21 protein-coding genes and 1 tRNA gene are annotated in these 18,431 nt (G+C 68.0%); 4 read left to right on the top strand and 18 right to left on the bottom strand.

The window, feature by feature from the left end; translation table 11 throughout:
* Nucleotides 1–20 precede the first annotated feature (20 nt).
* The 10 genes from CHC11_RS38490 to CHC11_RS38445 all read right to left on the bottom strand — a co-directional run bounded on the left by CHC11_RS38490 (nt 21) and on the right by CHC11_RS38445 (nt 8,563).
* Nucleotides 21–332 (bottom strand): hypothetical protein, encoded by a 312-nt coding sequence (locus tag CHC11_RS38490; RefSeq protein ID WP_089316839.1) that lies wholly within the window; start codon nt 330–332, stop codon nt 21–23.
* A gap of 204 nt (nt 333–536) precedes the next feature.
* The gene (locus CHC11_RS40895; RefSeq protein ID WP_143227469.1) at nt 537–2,030 is read right to left on the bottom strand and encodes a hypothetical protein; all 1,494 of its coding nucleotides are present in this window, start codon (nt 2,028–2,030) and stop codon (nt 537–539) included.
* Between the two features lie 24 nt (nt 2,031–2,054).
* Nucleotides 2,055–2,438 (bottom strand): hypothetical protein, encoded by a 384-nt coding sequence (locus CHC11_RS38480; protein ID WP_089316837.1) that lies wholly within the window; start codon nt 2,436–2,438, stop codon nt 2,055–2,057.
* A gap of 123 nt (nt 2,439–2,561) precedes the next feature.
* Nucleotides 2,562–3,323: a hypothetical protein gene (locus CHC11_RS38475; protein ID WP_089316836.1), complete on the bottom strand. Its 762-nt coding sequence runs from the start codon at nt 3,321–3,323 to the stop codon at nt 2,562–2,564.
* 5 nt (nt 3,324–3,328) lie between these two features.
* A complete protein-coding gene (locus CHC11_RS38470; protein ID WP_089316835.1) occupies nt 3,329–3,751 on the bottom strand; it encodes a hypothetical protein in 423 nt (140 codons plus the stop codon).
* Nucleotides 3,752–3,853: 102 nt separating this feature from the next.
* A complete protein-coding gene (locus tag CHC11_RS38465; protein ID WP_089316834.1) occupies nt 3,854–4,690 on the bottom strand; it encodes a hypothetical protein in 837 nt (278 codons plus the stop codon).
* A 50-nt stretch (nt 4,691–4,740) separates the two neighbouring features.
* Nucleotides 4,741–5,562: a hypothetical protein gene (locus CHC11_RS40890; RefSeq protein ID WP_143227468.1), complete on the bottom strand. Its 822-nt coding sequence runs from the start codon at nt 5,560–5,562 to the stop codon at nt 4,741–4,743.
* A gap of 35 nt (nt 5,563–5,597) precedes the next feature.
* Complete coding sequence (locus CHC11_RS38455; RefSeq protein WP_089316832.1) at nt 5,598–6,377, bottom strand: hypothetical protein; 780 nt, start codon at nt 6,375–6,377, stop codon at nt 5,598–5,600.
* Between the two features lie 52 nt (nt 6,378–6,429).
* A complete protein-coding gene (locus CHC11_RS38450) occupies nt 6,430–6,831 on the bottom strand; it encodes a DUF4913 domain-containing protein (RefSeq protein ID WP_089316831.1) in 402 nt (133 codons plus the stop codon).
* Nucleotides 6,832–6,892: 61 nt separating this feature from the next.
* Complete coding sequence (locus tag CHC11_RS38445; protein ID WP_179279224.1) at nt 6,893–8,563, bottom strand: type IV secretory system conjugative DNA transfer family protein; 1,671 nt, start codon at nt 8,561–8,563, stop codon at nt 6,893–6,895.
* A 206-nt stretch (nt 8,564–8,769) separates the two neighbouring features.
* Between CHC11_RS38445 and CHC11_RS38440 the strand changes: the two genes are divergently transcribed.
* Nucleotides 8,770–9,390 carry a DUF6000 family protein gene (locus CHC11_RS38440; RefSeq protein WP_143227467.1) on the top strand — a complete coding sequence of 207 codons (621 nt, stop codon included), beginning with the start codon at nt 8,770–8,772 and terminating at the stop codon, nt 9,388–9,390.
* 17 nt (nt 9,391–9,407) lie between these two features.
* On the opposite strand, the gene CHC11_RS38435 is transcribed toward CHC11_RS38440, so the two are convergent.
* The 6 genes from CHC11_RS38435 to CHC11_RS40885 all read right to left on the bottom strand — a co-directional run bounded on the left by CHC11_RS38435 (nt 9,408) and on the right by CHC11_RS40885 (nt 15,237).
* Nucleotides 9,408–10,358, bottom strand: coding sequence for a hypothetical protein (locus CHC11_RS38435; RefSeq protein ID WP_245920279.1), 951 nt, complete (start codon nt 10,356–10,358; stop codon nt 9,408–9,410).
* 552 nt (nt 10,359–10,910) lie between these two features.
* Entirely contained in the window at nt 10,911–12,386 is a 1,476-nt protein-coding gene (locus CHC11_RS38430; protein ID WP_245920278.1) for an SCO6880 family protein, read from the bottom strand.
* On the bottom strand, nt 12,376–13,626 hold the full coding sequence (locus CHC11_RS38425) for a proline-rich domain-containing protein (protein WP_143227466.1): 1,251 nt from the start codon (nt 13,624–13,626) through the stop codon (nt 12,376–12,378). The genes CHC11_RS38430 and CHC11_RS38425 overlap by 11 nt, the downstream gene beginning before the upstream one ends.
* Before the next feature lie 131 nt (nt 13,627–13,757).
* The gene (locus tag CHC11_RS38420) at nt 13,758–14,504 is read right to left on the bottom strand and encodes a DUF8175 domain-containg protein (RefSeq protein WP_143227465.1); all 747 of its coding nucleotides are present in this window, start codon (nt 14,502–14,504) and stop codon (nt 13,758–13,760) included.
* Nucleotides 14,501–14,704 carry a hypothetical protein gene (locus CHC11_RS38415; RefSeq protein WP_218826430.1) on the bottom strand — a complete coding sequence of 68 codons (204 nt, stop codon included), beginning with the start codon at nt 14,702–14,704 and terminating at the stop codon, nt 14,501–14,503. Before CHC11_RS38415 ends, CHC11_RS38420 begins: the two co-directional genes overlap by 4 nt.
* 98 nt (nt 14,705–14,802) lie before the next feature.
* Nucleotides 14,803–15,237, bottom strand: coding sequence for a hypothetical protein (locus CHC11_RS40885; protein WP_143227464.1), 435 nt, complete (start codon nt 15,235–15,237; stop codon nt 14,803–14,805).
* 240 nt (nt 15,238–15,477) lie between these two features.
* Here CHC11_RS40885 and CHC11_RS40880 point away from each other — a divergent pair, with 240 nt between their 5' ends.
* A complete protein-coding gene (locus CHC11_RS40880) occupies nt 15,478–15,783 on the top strand; it encodes a helix-turn-helix domain-containing protein (RefSeq protein ID WP_143227463.1) in 306 nt (101 codons plus the stop codon).
* Nucleotides 15,784–15,870: 87 nt separating this feature from the next.
* On the top strand, nt 15,871–16,791 hold the full coding sequence (locus CHC11_RS43120) for a C40 family peptidase (RefSeq protein ID WP_245920277.1): 921 nt from the start codon (nt 15,871–15,873) through the stop codon (nt 16,789–16,791).
* A gap of 335 nt (nt 16,792–17,126) precedes the next feature.
* On the opposite strand, the gene CHC11_RS38400 is transcribed toward CHC11_RS43120, so the two are convergent.
* Nucleotides 17,127–17,468: an HIT family protein gene (locus tag CHC11_RS38400; RefSeq protein WP_218826429.1), complete on the bottom strand. Its 342-nt coding sequence runs from the start codon at nt 17,466–17,468 to the stop codon at nt 17,127–17,129.
* Between the two features lie 250 nt (nt 17,469–17,718).
* On the opposite strand from CHC11_RS38400, the gene CHC11_RS38395 reads away from it, so the two are divergent.
* Nucleotides 17,719–17,919: a helix-turn-helix transcriptional regulator gene (locus CHC11_RS38395; protein WP_089316822.1), complete on the top strand. Its 201-nt coding sequence runs from the start codon at nt 17,719–17,721 to the stop codon at nt 17,917–17,919.
* A gap of 409 nt (nt 17,920–18,328) precedes the next feature.
* Here CHC11_RS38395 and CHC11_RS38390 read toward each other — a convergent pair.
* Nucleotides 18,329–18,402: transfer RNA gene (locus CHC11_RS38390), tRNA-Pro, on the bottom strand.
* Nucleotides 18,403–18,431: the final 29 nt, after the last annotated feature.

The raw sequence follows: 18,431 nt of genomic DNA, 5'->3' as shown, positions 1-18,431 counted from the left end.
CGCAGCCGCGGGCACATGAGCTACTCCTTGAGACGCTCCGCCATGTCCGCGAAGGTCACCCCAGCCGGCTTGCTGGGCGCCCCGCGGGTTTCCCGGATGGCCTGCCGCAGCCCCGTGCCCGACTCCAGACGGACCATACCGTCAACACTCTCCGCAAGCTTCACCAGGTCGTCAACATTCTTCGTTCGGCCGTACGCGGCCACCACCACCGCCAACGACCGGAACATCTCACGCTGCTCCGCAGCCGTCAGGGCATCCCAGACACCCATGGCCTGCGCAATCATCGCCTTATCGGCGGCCAGCACCTCGGGACGCCAGTACTCGACAGACACGGCGGTCTCCCTTCACGGTCACCCTCGTTGCCCGCCCTAACGTAGGGCCCGCAGTGGGCAGGGAGCCGCTCCTCCAAGGCGACTCGCCGCTGTCGTGGCCAGAGTGGGCCCATCCCCCGGACTGGTGAACCCTCTGCGCCGCCGGCGCGTCGCCAGACACTAGCCCCCACAGCTCTGAGTTGGCGGGAGGGTAGACCTGTGCTGTCACGGGAGTCGATGGCTCCGCTTAACTTGTGGGGGTGATTGGATATTTGAGGCGTCCGTAAAATTGTTTGAGCTGGTGAGAACTTCGGTGAGTTGGGCTGGGAAGTCGACTGCGGCCAATTTGGACTGGCTGTGCTCGTTGAGAGTGGTTGCTCGACGGAGGATTAGGCATACTTCCTGTGGAATAGGGTCTGGGGAGGTGAGGTCTTGGATTGCTTGGCTGAGTGTGGTGATGGCTTGGCTTCCCTTGGTTCGGGCTGCGTCGTAGCGGGTTGATAGTTCGCGTGCCGATCCTGGTAGGCGTGGTAGATGAGTTGGGTATTTCTTGTGTCGGTTCACTGCGCCTATTGCGGCTGCGTCGTTGATGGCGGCGTGGTGGTGTGCGGCGAGGCTGTTGCAGGCTTCGATGGTTTTGAGGGTGGTTACGGCGAGGGTGGCTGCGTGGTGGAGGTCGGGGGCGAGTTCGTGGGGTGGTTTTAGTCGGCTGGATGAATGGGGGCTTGGCGTCCACGCAGGGGCGGCGTGTATGAGGCGGCCCAGGCGGATGATGAGGTCGCTGGCGTCGGTGGCCGGGCCGTTGGCGGGGTGGCCGTAGTGGCCGATGTGCTCGTCCCAGCGCCGGATGATGGTTCTCCAACTGCGACCAGTGCCTTGGATGTCTGCTGCGGCCTGCTTGAGGGCGGGTAGGTGGTCGTATTCGTTCAGTTCGTTGATTCGGTGGATCAGTTGGTGGACGGTTTTCGAGTCGAGGTCGCAGATGATGGCGGCTGCTCGCGCGAGGTAGCGCCAGGTGGTTACCGAGGTACTGGTTTGTGGGTTGCTTAGCCGCTGGATGCTGGCGTCAATGCCGGCGAGGGTTTGCGTGACGTCTTCGCCGACCGCAAGGGGGATGCGGCCCGGCGTGTGCAGGGGCTGTATGGCGGTGATGGGCGGTGAGGTCTGGTTCTCGCTGTAGATGTGGGAGAGGAGTGCGGCCTTCAGGAGCAGAACGCCGGCCTCGTTGGTGGGCGTTGAAGTGCGCCTGGCTAGGTGCCCGACGGTGGAAGTGTGAACGCTGAGCTGTTGTAGGAGCGAGCGGGCGCTGTCAGCGGAGGCGATCACGTCTGCGGTCGCCGAGGTCGCCGAGGTCGCCTGGTCATGGGTTGTGGAGAAGTGGGTGGACAGCAGGTCCAGACCGCAGCCAAGAGCGATCGAGGTGGCGCGGAGTTTTTGAGCCAGGGCCGACCGTGGGGTTTCGGTGTCTGTGTGTGGGCCGAGGAGGTGTTCGGCTTGCTTGATGAGGTTGCTGGCGCGGCGGGCGCCGACCCTTACGCCGGCGCCGGTTGGGTCAGGGACGCCGAAGCCGTCAGCGATCTCGTTGTGGTAGCGGGCGAGGACGTGGGCGAGGCGTGCCAGTTCGGGCAGGGCGGTGCGACTGCGGATGTCTCTTTCGAGGCGCGCCAGGTGGAGTTGGTTTCGGAGGTCGGTGAGGTGTTCGTTGGCGAGTGCGGTCATCTCCCCGAACGTGGCCATGGGCGGCTACCGGAGTGCGTCGCGTAGGCGTCCGGCGTGCAGGGCGGCTTGGAGGCACGCCATTTTGTCGTCGGGGTCGCTGGCCAGTTCGGCGGCCCGGACGAGGCTCTGGGAGGTCTTTCGGGCGAGGTCGAACAGGGCGTCAGCGGTCGCGTTCTGGCCGGTGTGGTCGGCGGGAAGCTTGGTACGAAGTGATGGGGCTTGGCGAAGTGCCTGGTGGGCTTGGACGGCTTCACCCTCGGCCATGCCCCAGGCGATGAAGCCGTCGGGTGATTGGGCGGCGTAGGCGGTGATGACGCGTTCTGCGTGGGCGAGGTCGTTGAGGGCGCTGTTGAGGAGTTCGGTGAACCAGCTTTGGCGGACGTCCTGGTGCTGGCGTTCGTGCGTCATTGCGGTGTCCTCCGGTGGACGGTTGGGGTGGCCCGTGTGCCGGCCAGGTGGCGGCGGCGCGGTTTTGGTTGCAGCGGCGATGCGATGGGTTATTCGGGGCCTTGGGGTGCTCTATCCGGGTGCTTATGCGGTGGGAGTTGAGCCATGGGCCGAGGGCGGCGGCTGCTTGTAGTCGAGTGTGTCCGGTGGTGCTGCGGTGAGTCTGTGGTTGATGTCGGTGGGGAAGTCCGCAGCGGCTGCACGGGTATCGGGCTGTTGGAATCTGGCCGCGGTCGGGCGCGGGGCGAGTTCGATGTGGATGCGGGACCCGGAGATTCCGCTCCAGGAACTCAATGCGGCCAGCAGTCGCTGGCGGTCGTTTTCTAGCTTGGTGCGGGTTGCCGCAGGAGCATGCGGAAGCTGCTTGGCTATTTTGAAGTACAGCTGTTCGGCTTGGTCGGGATAGCGCACGGTGCCGAGGATTGTCTCGGTCGGTGGGAACGCAGGCGCGGGTTTAAGGTGCGTGGCCGCCTCGGCATAGATGTAGGGGATGCCGGGGACCGTGACGAGGTAGGAGGTCTCGTCGTCGGAGCCGGTGGTCTGCCAGCCGATGACGGTGCCGCAGTAGTTGTACTGGCGAGTGAGGCGTACCTGGTCGCCGGGCTTGTAGGGGGCGTCCTCGGAGACCTCTTCGGCGTTGAGAGCGCGGCCGGTGCTGACGACGCCGGAGAAGCTGATGCCGTGGTGGTTGGCGTAGTGCTCCAGATCGCAGACCAGCGCTGCCAGCAAGGCCTCGGTATAGAAGGGGTCGCGTTGCAGAAGCGAAGGCTTGCCTGGGAAAGCCTCCAGTTCGTAGGCGGTCAGAGCGTGAGTCGCGCGGTCGATGCGCTTGGTGTAATGAGGCACGGGTCCTATTTCATTGCCGCGTGAACGTTGCCGGCGTGGTGGGCGGCTCTCAGACAGGCCACTCGATCGGCTGGATCGGTGGTTTTGGAAGCGACGTTGAGGATGGCTTCGGCCACTACCATCACCAAGGCGGCGATGGATTCGGCGAGGTCCGATACGTCGGTGTCCGACATAGAGCGGTCTGGCCAGGTGAGGGTGGGAGCGTCGACCAGGGCCCACCAGGCGTCGCTCGCCTCGGCGAGTGCGGTTTGGTAAGCATTCTCGGGTGCGGTCTGGGCCAGGACCGTGGTGGCGCGTTCGATCAGCTCCATGCCCATGAAGGCGGCGGCGAGGAGCGCGGGAACTGAGTCGGCCGTCTTGATCTGGCGGGCGGCGTAGTCGAAGAAGTACTTCAGCGGAACCTCCAGGTTGTTGACGCCTATCTCCAAGGCGTGTTTCTAAAAGCACTGAGAGCAATTATCGTTGCTCATGATCAATGGACCAACGATGGAAGTGCGTGTCGCGATGAGTTTCCGCAGGTGGCGGCGGCCCTATCGGTGGCGGTCGGTGCGCCTGCTAGCGGAGGTGGTGGGGTGAGGAGTTGTGTGGGTGCCAGGGCGGTGCTCTGTGAGTCCTTGTTCCAGCGGTATCGGGAAGTCCTGTGCTGCGAGTCGGCCGGGGCTGAGAGCTTTGTCTGTGACTGGGATCTCGGCCTGGGACGTGGTGAGTCGTTGTTCCACCTGGGCTAGGAGCAGGTCGGTGACGTCACGGGTGTCCATACCGTTCCAGGCCACGAGGGCTTCCAGCAGGGCATGACGGTCGTTGAGGTCGTCCTGGTTCGGTGGGATGCCGTGGAGGTCGGCCCGCCCGATCCGGGTCATCACTTCGACGAGGGCGTCTTCAGCCAAGAAGGGGTCACTGATAATGCCCTTTGTGGTGGATGTGTCCGGGAAGGTCGACGCTTCTGCCAGTTCGGTGGCGAGGATGCTGTGGCTGCCGGGCTCGCCCAGGAAGCGAACGTAGTACTCGGTAGGACCGTCATGAGGGACGTAGATTCCGGTGACGCCGCCCCTGGTCGGTCGACCGAGCAGAGCTGCCTCGTCGGCGGCCGGCCCTTCGAGTTGGACGACCGAGCCGATGGCGTAGACGTCGGAGCTGTTGCGTTCGCTGAGGTAGTGACCGTTGGCTTGGGCGAGGACGTCGTTGAACTCCAGACCGCGGCGCTGGGCGTAGTGCATCAGGTCGATCAGCAGGTCGCCGAGGAGCTCTCGGGCGTGGACGTCGTTGCTGCGATGGTCGAGATGCTCGGTCTCCTCGAAGAGGGCCTGGAAGGAGTCCAAGGCTGCGGCTCCGAACTCGGCGAACTCTTCGGCGCCGGCTTCGGCCATATGGCCTCCAAGGGTTCGAGTTAGGTGGCATGGGAGGCGCCGGTGGGGTCTTAGGGGTGGTGCTTGCGTGGGTTGTGCCGGTTGTCTGGGCTGGGCCTTGTGCTGGGCGGTTGGTCGGGTGACGGTGAGGGAGTCGGGCCCTGGGGGAACTCGCTTGCGGACAGCCGCGCTGCAGGTCGTCCTCGCCCTGGCTGGGCCGACTTCTGAACGGCGGCCAGTATGCGGTCGTGGAGGTGGCGCATGATTGCGTCGGGCTGGCCGCCGGACCAGGTCCCCAGTCTCATGGTCAGCTGTGCGAGGTCGGTGAGCGCCTGCTCGTCGGCGACGAGGCCGCTGGCAGCGGCGCGCTTGAGCCGGACGCCGATGTCGATGATCGTCGACTCGGCGCCCCGGGCACTTACGACGACACCAGCCGTTCGGGTGGAGAGTGGCGGAAACGGATCGGCCGGTTCCAGCTCGGATGCGGTGACGTGTAGACCTTGGTGGATGCCCGGCACGCGGACCGTGCACTGTGCGCCACCGTTTGTTGAGGCTGCCAGTGCGGTGATGAAGCCGCGCCATAGCGGAAACCGCGGCTTGGCCCCGGTGGCGGTGGGCTCTTGCCGGAACTGGACTTCGCTTGCGAGCCGGAAGCGTTCGACCGGGTCGTGGGCGCGCCCGCCGCGGTCGAGTCGTTCCTGATGAAGCAGAGCCAAGGTGTCGTTCAGTTTCAGGTCCCGTCGCTCGGCGTAGCGGACGAGTTGATCGATGAGCGACTTGCTGAGCAACTCGGCCAGCAACGGGTCGGCCCGGTGGCTGGGAAGTTTGTCGGGCAGGACTTGCCGCTGGTAGGTGTCGAGTGCGTTGGCGACTGCCTCTTCATGTTCGCGCATTCAGTACCTCCGGATGACTGAGCGGGTAGGGCCGATCACGTAAGGCGGAGAGGCGGGTTTGGGCCTGGCGGCTCGGGCCGGTGGGCCGTTGACGTGGTCGGCTGCTCGCCGGCCAGGCTGGCGGCGATGCCGTTCGGGAATGCTGCTGCGGCGCGGCGAGCGGCTGGTGAGCGGTGATCCGACGATGGCGGGGAGAGTCTCGCCTGGTAGCGGAGGTGGTGCAGGACCCGTTGGGGTGTCGTGCCGGACCAGGTGGCCAGGGCGGTGGCCAGTTCGTCCAGATCCGCGAGCACCTCAGGAGCAGGATCGGTGTCCGGCTTGCTTGTCAGGCAACCGAGGATCTCGATGATGGTGTCTTCGGCCTCCAGTGCGGAGAAGACGATTCCGCAGGTACGAGTCCGTACAGGGACCAGCCGGATAGCCGGTTGGAGCTGCGAGGTGATGGTGTGCTGTGGGTCGATGAGCCCCGGGACGCGCAGGACGCATTCGGCGTCCTGTCTGGAGCCGGGTGACTTCAGTTCGGTGATGAACCCGCGGTGCTCGTCGGCGTCTCGGTCGCGGAACTGGACTTCGGTGTTGAGGCGGAAGCTGTAGCGAGGGTTGATGAGGGCCCCGCCGCGGTCGATGCGGGCTTGGACGAGGGCGTCCAGGAGGTCGACGACGTCCAGGTGGTTGCTCTCGCCGTAGGTGATGAGGTCGACGATCAGCGCGTGCACAAGCCCCTCGGCTTCTGCGTGGTCGTTGCGGTGCCCATGGGCGAGCTCCCCGAACAGGTGCTGTTCGTAGGCGTCCAGCGCCAGGGCAGCGGCGGCCATGCGTCCAGTCACACGGGCCTCCAGCCAGCGGTTCGCAGCGTCCGAGGCGAGTTCATGCGCCCGCCGCGGCGAGGTCGTCTTGGTCGACGCCCAGCCACCAGGCGGGGACCGGGATGGTTCGCGCCTGGTGCGGGGCCAGATGCTCGTTCTCGGTGCACTGGTAGAAGGGGCCGCGCGGTCCCAGCAGGACGGGCATCTGGTGGTCGAGGTGGTCGCGGTACCACAGGGCCATGCCGGTGGCGCCCTGAAGCCGCATCGCCTCCCACGAGAACCACAGGGCGGTGAGGCGTGAGATGGCTTCGCCGTGCCGCCACCATTCGGCGCACCAGCGGAACTCGCCGCCGAGCGTGCGCCGGTACATCGGGACGAAGTGCTGGGTCACCCAGGCGATGACATCCGGATACAGCGGTTTGAGACGCTGGTCGTCCGTACCTGGCGCGTCGGATTGGGACATGGAGCCTCCAGAGCTGTTGCGGTGTGCATGCAAGGCCTTTCGCGGACACGGGGGTGGGGGATCAGTTGGTGTCCCGGTGGTAATGGCGGCGGGCGGCGTCGGCGATGGCGATATCGGCGGTCTTGATGGCCGTGGTGATGGCCGCGGCGTGTGGTCCGGCGTACCAAGGACGCAGGCGGATGAGGGCCGGCTTGGTGCCTGTCGCGAGTAGTAGCGCGGTGCCGGTGGGCAGAGCGCGGATGTCGGCGGCTTCGAGGATGTCCTGGCGGCGCAACGAGATCTGCTCGCTGGCGCGTCCCTCGCTGTAGGTGATGGACCGGACGGGCACGTCGTGCTGGCCAATGAGGGTCGCCAGGTCGCGGACGAGGCGAGGTGAGTCGATGCCGGCGCCGATGAGCTTGCGGGTTGCGGCGCCCCACAGAGCGGCCATACCAGGCTCGCCCCAGACGGTGATGCCCTGCTCGTAGCTCTGCAGGATGGTGACCGGGACGATGCCGCGCGAGCCGAGGTGGGAGTAGAGCTGCGGGAGGTCGGCGATGCGGCAGATGTTGGCGGCCTCGTCCAGCGCGACGATGAGCGGCGGGTCCAGGCGGCCACCGGCTTGTTCGGCGCGGCGCTCGGCGGCGCGCATGGTGGTGTCGGTGAGCGCGGCGATCAGCGGAGCCGCCGCCGAGAGCGACTTCGACAGCAGATACAGCGTGTCGCGCGAGGTCGCGAACGCGTCCGGGTCGAAGACCGGCAGGTCGCGGGCGGGGGTGACCCAGGCGAGGATTTCCTGGTCGCGCAGTGCCTTGGCCGCCGTCCGAGCGGTCTGGTAGATGCCGTCCCGCGTCTCGACGGCCCCGTTCTGCGTGCCTTTGAGCGAGGAGGCCATGAGCTGGAAGCCGGCTTTCTGGAGCAGCTCGATCGGCGTGGGGACGGCCGGCTCGTCCAGCCACTGCGCCACATGATGAAGCGAACGGCCAGAGGTCGCGGCGGCCAGGAACAAGGCGCACAGCAGGTCTTGTGCTGCGGGCCCCCACAGGTCCTTCTTCTGGCCGTCGTCGACGGTGAGGACGAAGTGCCCGGCGAGCCGGTGGGCGTCCTCGACGGTGGAGAGGCCGGCGAGCGGGTTCCACCACCAGGCTTGTGGCTGGTAGGTGATGTGCTGCGGATCGAACAGCCAGATCTTTCCACCGGTGCGTTTAGCGCGGACGGTCGCGATCGCCGACCACAGATCGGCCTTGTTGCTGGTCGCGATGACGGGGCCGGGCGCGGAGAGGACGTGCGGGATCGACTGGGTGGTCGTCTTGCCCGACCGCGGCGCCATGAACGCGACCACGGTGTCCTCGAACGAGGCGAACAACGTCGGGCCGCTCCGGTCGCCGGGCAGCAGGACGTCCCCGAGCACGAGGCCGATGTCCTCCGGCTTCAACGCCTCAGGGGCTGACTTGGCGAGGGAACGCCGCAGCGCGATCGCCTTGCCGGCGGACGCGTCTGGCTGAAGGGTGGCCAAACCAGGGTTGTCGGCGAGCGCGGCGACCGGGTCACCCGGCTGCGGGAAACGGTCCGCGATCCACGACCAGATCACCCAGACGCCGCAAACGAGCGCGGTCACCAGAAGACTGAGGATGAGAAGGACGAGCCATGTCGGCGTCCCCGGCCAGGCCAGATCGGTGCGTCCCTGGGTGAGGGTGACTGCGAAGGCGGTGCCGAACGGCATGACCGTCCCGCCCGCCGCCCACGCGCTCAACTTTGCCGCGAAGCATATGACCCAGAGCCCGGCGATGGGTGTCCAGCAGGCGGCCAGCACAAGCCACCCGGCACCGGCGTTGGAATGCCACAGCGATGCCCGAGGACCGAGCGCCCGGCTCATGCGGCACTCCCGTCCGGAGCCGGTGAGCAGAATGGCTCTCTTTCAGGTGGGTGCCGAACACGCGTCTGATGGAGGATGTCGGCGTGAGCTTCCGCATGCCCGACGACCCTGAAAGCCTCGCGCTCGTCCGCCGGTACGTCGTCTGGGGATCGGGACGTTCTGGGACCCGGCGTTACATGCGGCTGCTGGGCGTGAACCCGCTCCGTGAGGACCGTCCGGACCGAGAGGCTTTCAACGCGGCGCTGGCCGAAGACGCCCGGCAGATTGCCGACGACGATCTGAGTCTGCTGCTTGAACTGGAGTGGCGTGCCAGGCTCACCGCTGCATGGCTGATCGGCCTGGACCGCCGCACCTGGTTTCGCCGGCGGTTGGGGGACCTTCTTCTGGACAGTGAACTGGTCCACGCTGGTAAGAGTTACTGTTTCGCCCTGGCACGCTTCGGGGAATCCAAGGACGCCGACATCCTCGTCGCCTATCTGGACCGCTACCTGCCCAGAGCCGATTGCCATTACGACCAGCTGTGGGCCATCGGTGCGTTGCTTCACCTCGATGACCGGTTCGGAAGTGGCCACGCAGAACGTTTCCTGGCACCAGACGGGCTCTGGCACCGATCCGCCTTCGCCCAGATCGAACCGGACATGGGCAAGCGCGCCATCAAGGCGCTCTGCGACTTCGCCGATCAGATCATGCAGACCGGCCAGTGAGACCGCTCGCCGCTCCCTCACCGCACGGCTTCCTCACACCTGTTCCGGCCATGCGGTAGGTCGAACGTTGGATCGGTGTCGTACAGCTCGGTTTCGGGGCCGACGAGGGAGAGTTCGACGGGGATGCCGAGGCGTTCGCCGGTCTTGATGAGGTACTTGCCGCGTCCCGGGTGGCGGGCACCGGGTTGCCAGGAGTCGGGGGCCGACCAGGAGGTGACTAGGCGCTGTTCGGGGCCGGTGAGTGGAGTGATCTCGTGGACGCGGGCCAGTTCGCGTGGCGGGAGTCCGGCCAGGACGGTGATGGCGGAGCGGTCGGCGAAGCCCTTGGCCTTGGCGCGGTCTTCCTCGGTGGCCAGGGCGTCCAGGTCGGCGAGCGAGTGGGTGATCATGATGGAGGCCATGCCCTTGGCGCGGTTGAGGCGGGTCAGGGCGTCGGCGTGCTCGACCAGGCCGGGGGCGCCGCGCAGCGCCCGCCACAGTTCGTCCATGACGCCGAGGTAGGAGCGTCGTGGGGCGGCGCCGAGGTCGGCGAGGGCGGTGGCGGCGTCGACCATGCCGAAGGCGTAGGCCCAGGTGCACAGCATCGCGGCGGTGAGGAGCTTGTCGCCGGCGGCTCGCACGCGGGAGATGTCGACGCTGATCGCTGGTGCGTCCAGGTTCAGCGGGCGGGTGGTGGGGGAGTCGAAGACACCGGCGAGCGATCCGGAGATGAGGAGGTCGAGGGTGAAGACCAGGTCGCGGGTCTGGGCCCGGTAGGAGTCGGCGGAGTCGGTGCGGGTTGCTGAGCGCAGTTCGTCTGGTCCTTGCTCCAGGATGCGCAGGACGTCCACGACGGTGGGGTCGTGGGCCAGGCGCTCGTCGAGGAGGTCGACGGCGCGGCCGAGGACGACTTCCTCGGCGTTGGTGATGCGGGCTTCGCGGACGAGCGTCGCCAGCGCCAGCAACAGGGAGAGCCGTCGGGAGCGCATTTCCCACCGCAGGGTTTCGGCGTCGGCGTCGGCGGCGGCGCCGGTGAGGCGTTGCCGTGCCTGGTCCAGGGGACCGGCGTCGAGAGGGTTGATGCGGTCGAAACCGCGGCCGACGCGAATGACTTGGCCGCCGAGGTATTCGACCAGCAGGGTGTAGTCGGGTTGGTGTCGCCGAGGATGATCGGTGTGGTGCCGGTCGCGACCGCGCCGGTGACCAGGCGTTTGACGAGGGTGGATTTGCCGGTGCCGGGTTGGCCGAGGACGAACATGCCCGGGTTGGTGACCAGACCTTCACGGAGCCAGGCGAGCGGGTCGAGGCAGACGACCTCGCCCCAGAGCTGGTGGCGTCCGATGGGAGTGCCGGCGGTGGGTGTTCCTGAGCCTGCGGTGAAAGGGTACAGGCCGCAGACTTGGCTGGTGGTGGCCTGGAACTCCGGGGCGGCTTCGACATGCGCGGCGCGTCCGGTACCTGGGCCGCGCCAGCCCCACGGCGGGGCGAGCGGCTCGGACATCGCTGCAGTTTCGGCGTTGGGCAAGCTCGGTTCCTCCGATTCAGTGCAAGAGACGTCGAGACAGCTCGGGTGGGCAGATCCCGCACGGCAGGGTGGTGGCGAATCCGACGGCCTGGCTGCCCCACAGGCGGCGGAGCCGAATCTTGGCCGAGTCGGCCGACGCCTCCACCTGGGCCACGGCGCGTTGGAGCTGGCCGGGGTCGGTGACGGTGACGGTCGCGTACATCGAAACCAGGCAGACCCCGGCGCCCATGGCTTCCTCGGCGGCGGCCTGGCGGGCGCGGGCGGCGTCCCAGCTGTCGCGGGCGGTCTCGTCGCGGCCGGTGCGGCGCCGGAACTGGGCGCGGAACGCCGCCGCATTGACCTCCTGTTGCAGGACGCGGCTCGCCGCCGCGGCGGGCAACGCCCGGTACTGCAAGGTGACGCGCTTGGGGAACGGGCCGGGCGCGACCAGCCGGGCCAGGACGTCGGAGCGCACGTTCTGGCGGGGTGGCTCGTGCCAGGCCCAGCCCACCGAGTGCCCGCCGTCATGCTCGTAGTGGGTGGTGTGCTCGGTCGCTGCGACCGGTCCGGCATCAGCCCACGACAGAATCTCTTCTGAATTCGGGCGGGCGAGCAGCCGGTTCACCTCACCGCGCGCATCGGGGTCGAAGGCGATCCGCACGGCCCCGGCGATCTCGGCTGCGGTGGCGCGTCCCAGCACGGACACGCCGCAGCCGCCGAGCCGGGACGCCAGCCCGTCCAGCGTGCGGCCCAGTTCGGCGACCGCCTCGAACAGGTCCTTCGGACCGGCCGCGGATGCCTTGGGATCGAAGGTGATCGAGACGCGGGTGTCGACATCGGCGGCTGCTGCGGGGGCTGTGCGGACGAGTTCGCTCATGATGGTGCGGGCCGGCTTCGGCGCGGTGGCCACGACGGCGCGGTCGACGGCGTCGGCGAGTGTCGAGCCAGGCTCGGGTGCGGTGTCGATCGTGACGGTCACCCAGCGCACGGCGGGCATGTGCCCGAGTGCGGCGAGCCAGCCACCCCAGGAGGCGACCCAGGTGTCGGCGTCGCTGCGGTCGGCCAGCCAGGTCGATGCGGGGACGACGCGGAGGGTCGCGGTCAGCAAGCCGGCACGGCGGTCCCACACGATCCCGTACCGGCCGCCGTAACCGTCCTCGGCACTGAGCAGCGTCAGCGGCGCGAGCACGCCCGGGAGCTGGAACGCGCGCGGGTGCTCGATGACGACGCCGGCCCGGTAGCGGGTGTGGCCGCGCCACACGCCCCAACGCCAGCGGCACCGCGCCAGAACGAGACGCGCCAGCGGCACGCCACCGACCCGGACCAGGCTCAGCGCGCCACCGATGAACGCGGGCGGGAGCAGGTAGACCAGCAGTCGGGGAGCGGTGGCCGCGACCAGCACGAGCAGCATCGCGGTACCGAGCGCGATGAAGGTCGAGGTGGTGTCCAGGCCGAGCAGGCCGATGCCCTGTCGGCGTCGCCAGCCGCCGTAGGTACGGATGTCATGCTCCACCGCCGCCACCCCCTTCACCTGCGGCGCCGGTCGGTCCGTCCAGGCCGCCGTTGCCAACCCAGCGGATGGCGTCCTCACCGCGACGACGTTCACGGTCGGCCGCGCGGATGCCGGTAGGACCGACCGGTTCGCCGTGGCCGCCGTCGGGGGGAGCCCACCCGTGACCGTCCTGCGCAGGCTGGCCCGCCTCGGGAGAACCGGTTCCTTCGGGGGAGCTGGAATCGGAAGGGCCATGGCCGAGACCGCCGGCCGGTGCCGAGGTGTCATGGGGGTGACCGGGCGGGGAAGACGGCTGGTCGGCAGAGTCGGCGGTGGACGGTGGCTGCGCTGGGGGACTTTTGTCACCGAGCTGCTGGTCGAGGTAGTCGGCGTGCTCGCCTGCCGAGTCCGACCGTCCGCCCGATGCCCCCAGGGCACCGTAGGCGCGCAACGCACCCAACGCGGTCGCGCTGCCCATCAGCGCGCCGAGGATCCCGCCGCCGGTGCTCGATTCGGTGCCGCCGGTCGTCCAGGTGAAGAACTTCAGCAGGACCGGGAAGGCGATCAGGCTGATCAGCATCATCGTGAACCCCATCAGGATCACGCGCATGTCCTTGCCCTTGCCGACGAGCGTGAACGCCGTCGCGTACACCGCTGCCGCGGCGGGCTTGTAAAAGATCAGCGCGAGCATCCAGCCGGCCACACGGGTGAACCACGACCGAGTTGAAGTGGTGATCATGCCTGCGGCCGCCAGCGGCAGCAGCCCGGCCAAAATGACCAGCGCCGCTCCGCGGAACAGCAGCAGGATCGCCTGGATAATGCCGATGATCAGCGCGATCAGGCAGAGGATGAGCACCAGCGCGGCGGGCGTCCCACTCGGCACCATCACGATCTGGGTCATCCGCTTGGCGAAGTCACCCTGCGAGGACGCGTTCAGCACCCAGCCCGACCACTGGTCACCCCACTTCAGCAGCAGGTTCGGAAGGACGGTGCCGATCACGGTGACCGCCGCGAGCACGACCAGGCCGCGTCCGGCATCGATCAGCGGAACCGCCTTGCGCGACAGCGCCATGCGCGCGGCTACCGCCAGCAACGCCAGTACCGCGACCGCGACCGTCAGGGGCTGGACCAGGAGTTGCAGGTATCTGATCGCCGGCTCGCCCTCCAGGTCGGGGGAGGGGGTCTTGACCCACCAGGCGGCGGTGTTGGAGATCAGCCAGCCGACCGCCGACTGGAACGACTTGGCCGCCTCGTCCAGCATGTGCCCGCCGACCATGGCAGGGATGTCCGGTACCCCGGGCAGAGATGGGCCCCCTCCGCCGTGGCCGTCGTTGTCGACCGGCTGGACGCAGGCCGGATCCATGACCGGTGAGCACGGATCGAACGGAAACATCAGGCGCCCCCGCCCGGGAAGCGGACATAGCCGTCCGGCGAATCGACCGGGGCCGCTGTTCCGACCCATGTCCCACCCGGGGGAGCCAGGAGACGCCAGTCACCGTCCTGCCAATGCAACTGGAACCGGGCCACGGCACGGACCGTCACATCGCTGTCGCCCGGCCCCGCCGACACCAGATCCAGGCTCGCCGCCTCGGGCGAATAGCCCTGCCAACGGAACGCCTCCAGCACGACATATCCGCGGCTGAGCAAGGCGCCATCGGGCCGGTCGCCCCTCAAACGCTCGTAGGCCCTGCGTGTCGCATCAAGCAGGATGCTCGCATCGGGGCCGGTGACCTGCCGCTCGATGGTCGGACCGAACACTCTGCTGCCCCACTGCACGTTGGCGCGCACCGCGATATGGATCGCGGCCAGCAAGGCCCCGCGCGGCGACCTGGCGAACCCCGAAGCCAGATCGCCGGCGGTGTCGCGTGGACCGTCCCCAGCGGAGTAGGGCAGGAGAACGCCGTGGTAGTCACGCCACGACACACCGGCGAAGGAGACCTGCGGCGTGCTGACCATCTGCCCGGCTCGCGCGGTCGTTCGCACGATCACTGGAGTCGTTGCGGGAGGGGTCCTGAAGACCGGAGGTGCCAGGAGGCCGACCAGGACTCCGCCGCCAATCACCGACGCCGTTATGACCGGGCCGCGGCGCCACCACACGGCGCTGTCCGACGGGTTCGCGTCTTCCTTCGCCCGGGTCATTTGAAGAACACCCCGACGATCGGGGCCGCCGTCGCCGCCAGGCTCAGCCCGCCCAGCACCCACGGGATGCCGGTCGCTCCGTCGGCCGCGAACGTGGACCGGTTCTTGCGGCCGATGGCCATCTGACCCGCGCAGATGAACAAGCCGGCGACGCCGCAGATCAGCACGCCCCACTTGCCCCACGACAGCAGCGTGCTCATTTTGCTATCGAGCCCTGGCGGGGGAGCCGGGGGCGGATCGGGCACATTGACATCCACGCCTAAGAGCGGGACCGCGGTGAGCACCGACAAGATCAGAGTCACCGGCCCTCCTCGTGCAGCAGGCGCCGGATCTCACCGAGGGCCTGGTGCACCTTGCCCGGCAAGGCGACCTTCGACGGGTCCTCGACGAGCCGCAGGGTCCGCACATGCGGGACGCGCACCACGCCACCGACCCGCGCAGTCAGCAGCCCGTATCGAGCCGTTGCGTCCCGCGACTCCGGGCCGCCATCGCTGACGATCGCCAGTACAGCCACGCGCTCGCCCCACTCCCGCAGCGCACTGATCGCGGCGGTGGCGTGCGTTGCCGCGACCGCGGTGTTGCGCGCGGCCAGCACAACCGGACGGCCCTTGGCCTGCAGTGGTGCCCGGTCGAGATCCAGCAGTTGGCCGATCGAGCCCACGTCCCACGCCGCGGGCAGCAGCGCGGCCAGCGTGGAGGCCCCAGAGCCGCCGTGCGCCCCGGCCACAACCACGTCAAGGGCCTCTCTCGCCTGCTCAGCCGAGCTCGGTCCGGTTTGTCGAAGACTCACCCGCGTACCCCCGAATCAATGCGCTGGGTTGTTGGTCGCTCACAGTACGTGGCAGAATTATGGAGCGCAAGCAACGTCAAACAGTTTCTTCGAAAACCATTCGACCTCAAGAACGTGCTTCCGCAGCGCCCGTCCACCACACTGGATGCGACAGCCGTGACCGCCGAACCAGGAGCCCCCGCGATGACCGAGACACCCGGCCGCGACCCCGACGTCCTCACCACCGCCGAACTCGCGACCAAACTCGGCCTCTCGCCCCAGACCGTCCGCCGGATGGCCAATGCAGGGCAGATCCCCGCGCTCAAGACCGGCAAGGACTTCCGCTACTCCTGGCAAGCGGTCCGCGAGGTGCTGCGGCAGCCCCACCGACCGGGGGAGACCGCACATGAGCCACCCGAACCCAAGAAGGGCGCCGGATACCGCGCCCAACGCCGCGCCCGCACCGGCGCCCAGAACCAGACCACCCAGGAGCAGCCCGTCTGGGAGTAGCCCGCCTCGGCGACCGGTGCGGCGGCCGGGGCGGTGAAAGCCGCCGCCACCGCATGCGCAGCCGCTCTTGCTGTCCCGCTGGCTTTGGTGATCCTGCTCGCCGGTCACAACTCCGCCGCAGGAACCGGATCAGAGCTGGCTGGCGCGCCCACCGCCGAAGCCGAACGCGACATCCCACCGGCCTACCTGCGCTGGTACCTCGACGCCGTCGTCGCCTGCCCAGGTCTGCCCTGGAACGTCCTGGCCGCCATCGGCAAGATCGAATCCGACCACGGCCGCTCCACCGCACCCGGCGTCCACTCCGGCCAGAACACCGCCGGAGCCGGCGGCCCCATGCAGTTCCTCGCCGCCACCTGGGCCGCCTACGGCATCGACGGCGACCACGACGGCCGCAAAGACCGCTACAACCCCGCCGACGCCATCCACGGCGCCGCCCACTACCTATGCGCCAACGGCGCCGGGAAAGGCGGCAAGCGCCTCAACCGGGCCATCTGGCAGTACAACCACGCCGACTGGTATGTCCGCAAAGTCCTGGCCCAAGCCGCCCTCTACGCCGCCCCCACCGCCACCGGACGCGGCGCTGTCGCCGTCCGCGCAGCCCTGCGCTGGCTCGGCACCCCCTACTCCTGGGGCGGCGGCGGCCCCTCCGGCCCCACCTACGGCACCGCCCAAGGAGCCGGCACAAAGGGCTTCGACTGCTCAGGTCTCACCCAGTACGCCTGGGCCCAAGCCGGCATCCGCCTACCCCGAGTCGCCGCCGACCAGTACAACGCCGGAACCCACATCCCCCGGCCCCAACTCCAACCCGGAGACCTGCTCTTCTTCGCCACCAACCCCCGCAACCCCGCCACCATCCACCACGTCGGCATCTACTACGGCCGCGGCCGCATGATCCACGCCCCCCACACCGGCGACATCGTCCGCATCTCCCAGTTCACCGGCAACCCCTACCGCGAACGCCAATACATCGGCGCCACCCGCCCCGCGTCCCGCACCGACGAAGCCTGACCGGAGCCTGCGCATGCACCCACACCACCACGCCTTGAAGACCGTCCTCACGGCACCAAGCCTGAAGCCAACTCAATGCGGTCCTGCTGACCTCAGTGATGGCGGCTGCGCCTCACTTGGGATCCCGGCCCGCGATGCGCACCATCGCCGGTCACGGGTTATGGCGGCCGCGATGCCCAAGCCTGCAGTGGCCTGTCACCGCGAGATCATGCACAACGGCCTGCCAGCCCATATGCATCGAAAACCAACCGCACCCGCCGAGCCGCCTTCCTGGCATGTCTGGGGGCCCCGCATACCGCCGGTACAGGAACGCGCTACTGGGCCGCGGGTCCACGTCACGATCCATAGGACGAGAGGGACAAGGCCGCTCGGAGTTGCTCACACAACGCTTCCACCTCGGTCTCGCGTGGCACTGTCCCTTCATGGAACATCGCCATCTGCAGTGCTGGGCCGAACGCGTCGAACCGGGCCATGTCAGCCTTCACAGCGGGCTGGACCACGAAATGCAGGTGACCCGGCACAGCATTCGCATGGGACCAGAGGCATACGTAGACCTGCTCCGGCTGGACAACCTTCGTCACCGCTGCGGCCACTCGCTGTAGCAGCGGACCCAACGCCGCGCTCTCGACCACGTTCAACTCGGCGACATGGACGACGTGCCGCACCGGCTTGACCACCAACGTCCCTAGGCCGAGCGGGCCCACCGAGTGCTCGACAACCCAGCCCGGCGACTCCGCCAGACGACCTCCGGGAAGAGGGCGGGCCCCGACAAGAAGATCGCACGCGAGACACCCAGCGACAGGTTCCATAGAAGCCATCCTCCAGGCATCAGAGCGCAATCGCCGCAAGAGATTCGCGCCGGCTGGCGATTCCCCGAATCAGCTCACCCATCAAGACTGAGAAACCTCAAAAGCAGGAGGCAGTCGTATGCGACCGCTGACGAACGCTGAACTTGCCGAACTTCCTACCGTGGTCGACATCAGCACCGCCGCCCGAGCCCTCGGTCTCTCCCGCTCTTACGCCTACCAACTCGCCAAACAGGACCAGTTCCCCTGCAAGATCCTCCGCATCGGCATCTGCTATCGCGTCCCCACAGCCGCCCTTCAAGCGCTGCTCAGCTCCGACTAACCGGAGTGCGCCGCTCCTGGCAGCTCGCTTGAGGGGGCAAGAAAGTCAGTCGAACGCTGAGGGTGCAGAGCTGCCCCTCTCCGAGGAGATGGCCGGGCGATGCCCGTCTGGCCCGCCGGGATGGCGCGAGCTGTGGGCCGGAGGGAGCCGGGTTTGTGGATCCGGCCCTCCGGTTGGGCGGTCGCTGGCCTGGCTGTCGCTGCGTCTGTGGCGCGCTGAAGGCCTGACGGTCGGCGCGGCTGGGTTGAACACGTAGGAGAGGGCGCGGGGCGGTGCCCGCGTCTTCTAGTCCTGTGTGAACCGTCCGGGTGCCGGGTGAGACGGCTCGGTTCGCTAACGAACGGCTAACTAACGATCAAGAGGCCGGTTCTCCGTGGTGGAGAAACGGCCTCTGAGCTGGTACTTCTTGTCGGGACGGCGGGATTTGAACCCACGACCCCTTGACCCCCAGTCAAGTGCGCTGCCAAACTGCGCTACGTCCCGGTGCCCGTTTGAGCGGGCGTGATTACTCT

Origin of the sequence: Actinomadura mexicana (assembly GCF_900188105.1) — a bacterium.
Lineage (GTDB): Bacteria > Actinomycetota > Actinomycetes > Streptosporangiales > Streptosporangiaceae > Spirillospora > Spirillospora mexicana.
This window is presented reverse-complemented; position numbering and strand designations above follow the sequence as displayed.